This window comes from Okeania sp. (assembly GCF_983059655.1).
This window is the reverse complement of sequence record NZ_CEZPJD010000976.1, coordinates 1-2,598: the sequence shown is the minus strand read 5'-3', so window position 1 is coordinate 2,598 and position 2,598 is coordinate 1. Positions and strand designations below refer to the sequence as shown.

Here is a 2,598-nt window from a genome sequence, read left to right as displayed (position 1 = left end):
CTAGCCAGATCCTTTTCAGGAGAACGCAGACAAACTCAAGATACTGATAATAATTTTACATTAATTTTTATCACAATAATATGGGTCTAAAACCCTGCCTTTTAAGGTAAGCATTCAGCCGTCAGCCATCAGCTATCAGCTATTGCTTTTAGTTTAGGAGAAAAGCTTTATGAACCGTCTTACTACAAAAGTTGCCTCCCTTGCCCTTAAAGTCAGTTGTTAATTTAAACACCGTCCTTTAAGTAGAGAGTCTTGTTGCTGAAGTCCGCAGTTCCTCCGTAGGAGGCTAGCTGACTGCTAATAGCTGTTTGCGCAGCATTCCGTAGGAAATGCTTACCTTTTAAGGCGAAATATTTTTGGAGCAAAGCTCAAATACCAGTTACAAAAATAACTTCTGACTTCGTTAAAAAATCACCTGCCTTTTAATCTAGGCACAAGCCGTAATTTATCTATACATCTAGAACTTATATATCCCACCTCAATTAGATTTTTATACGACTTTTGTAGCAATTTATAAAGAAACAAAAATAACTATCCATTGCCCATTATTCATTAATTTTTGATCGTCTCGCCCATTGAGAAAAATTTTCACAAACAAAAGCCAGAAATTATATTGATAACTGAAATAACTCACTATTTTTTCAGCCATTTATATTAAGTATTTTACTAGAGGTATTAAATGTAATTAATCTTAGACTTATAGCACTTTGCGACTTTATGAGGTATACCCAAGCGGGCAAGATGGTAGCACTACAATGTTTTCACCATTTACCCTGTACATCATTTGCCCTAAATATCCTGTAACTGTATTTCGTTGGATGTACTTCAATTAATTAATTAAAAAAATTGTGGAAATTACTAATTGTCAAAAATTCAATTGATTTGATAGTATTTGATTGTCACTAAAAAATATTATTTAGTAAGCATTAAATACTTCAGGTAGAGAGTATTTTTGTGTAGGAATTATCTGCCTACTACTATTAGTTTTAATGTAAGCATTCAGCAGTCAGCCATCAGCTATCAGCTATTGCTCTTAGCTTAGGAAAAAAGCTTTATTAATTGTCTTACTACAAAAGTTTGCTCCTTTGCTCTTAAAGTCTATATTAATATTAAATACTGTCTTATATTAAGAGATTATTGTTGCTGAGAGCTGACTGCTAATAACTGTTTGCGCAGCATTTCGCAGGAAATGCTTACGTTTTTATCTATATACTTTGACTAAAAGTAGACAGCTAATATAGCCGTTTTCATTAACAATAGAATACAGAGATTTTGGCTGAAAAGAGAAACTTTGTAGTCTACCTTATGAAAACGGAATATACATTTTTACTGATTCATATTTTTAACTAACAGAGTGACAGAATTTCCCAGATTTATTTAGTCTGCTTTCAGCTCAAATTTTTACATTTAATTTATTGAGAGGGTGTGATAAATTATGTTATCAAATGATGAATTAAACATTTTTAAGACTGACTCATTAACTGTTTCTGGTTTAGTTAACAACAACGACAATGAGTTCAATTTTCCTCAACCATTATTAAGCTCCGAGGACACATTTACTGTACCATCGCCCGTAGATGATGAAACACTCTTGATAGCTTCACAATTAATCTCGGAAATTGAAGTAAATAATATTGATGGTACTCACCGTCGGGATAACTTAGTAGGTACGGATAGTAACGATATCATAACGGGTTTTCTAGGAGCAGATACCGTGACAGGAGGAGATGGCAAGGATATATTTGTCTACACCAGTATGAGAGACCGTAAAGATATTATTACTGACTTTGAAGTAGGTCAAGATAAAATTGATTTCACTAAGCTACTAGATGCCATAGGTTTTACAGGAGATGACCCAGTAGCATCCGGTCATGTAGGTTGGCGAACTAATCGTAATCGTACAGATGCAATAATAACTATTGACCAAGATGGTAAAGATGGTAGGGCGGGGCATATTCCTGTTATTACCCTGCGAGAGTTAGGGTCTGATGCCAGAGAAAATGAAAATTTCTTAACAGAAGTATTAATAGATAGTAATTCTATTGAAGTAAATAATATTGATGGTACTCGCAGTCGGGATAACTTAGTAGGTACGGATGGTAACGATACCATAACGGGTTTTCTAGGAATAGATACCTTGACAGGAGGAGACGGCAAGGATACATTTGTTTATACCACTGTTAGTCCTATGGACGGGATAGATATTATTACTGACTTTGAATTAGGTCAGGATAAAATTGATTTCACTGGGGTATTAGATAGGATAGGTTTTACAGGGGATGACCCAGTAGCATCCGGTTATATAGGTTTGGGAACTAATCGTGGAGATCCTGCTGTTAATATCTATCGAAATGGTGGGGGTCGCGGAAGAGCTATATCTCTTGTCAGGTTACAAGGATTAGCTGATGATGTTGTCGATAATGAAAGTTTTTTGGCTGATGTTTTAGGTTTAAATTCTGATGTAGAAGTACCGGTAATTTCGGCTGAATTATTAAACGATACGGGAGAGGATGATAGTGATGGAATTACTTCCGACCCGACGATAATTGGTACTATTAATACAGAGAGTGAAGTTGTTAGTTTAACAGCAGGTTTTAA

At 35.0% G+C, this 2,598-nt stretch carries 2 protein-coding genes; one reads left to right on the top strand and one right to left on the bottom strand.

What is annotated here, in order from left to right:
• Nucleotides 1–511: 511 nt before the first annotated feature.
• Nucleotides 512–649: a hypothetical protein gene (locus AC3DU7_RS30815; protein WP_488043045.1), complete on the bottom strand. Its 138-nt coding sequence runs from the start codon at nt 647–649 to the stop codon at nt 512–514.
• A 786-nt stretch (nt 650–1,435) separates the two neighbouring features.
• On the opposite strand from AC3DU7_RS30815, the gene AC3DU7_RS30810 reads away from it, so the two are divergent.
• The coding region (locus AC3DU7_RS30810) for a M10 family metallopeptidase C-terminal domain-containing protein (protein WP_488043044.1) at nt 1,436–2,598 on the top strand (1,163 nt) is incomplete at its 3' end.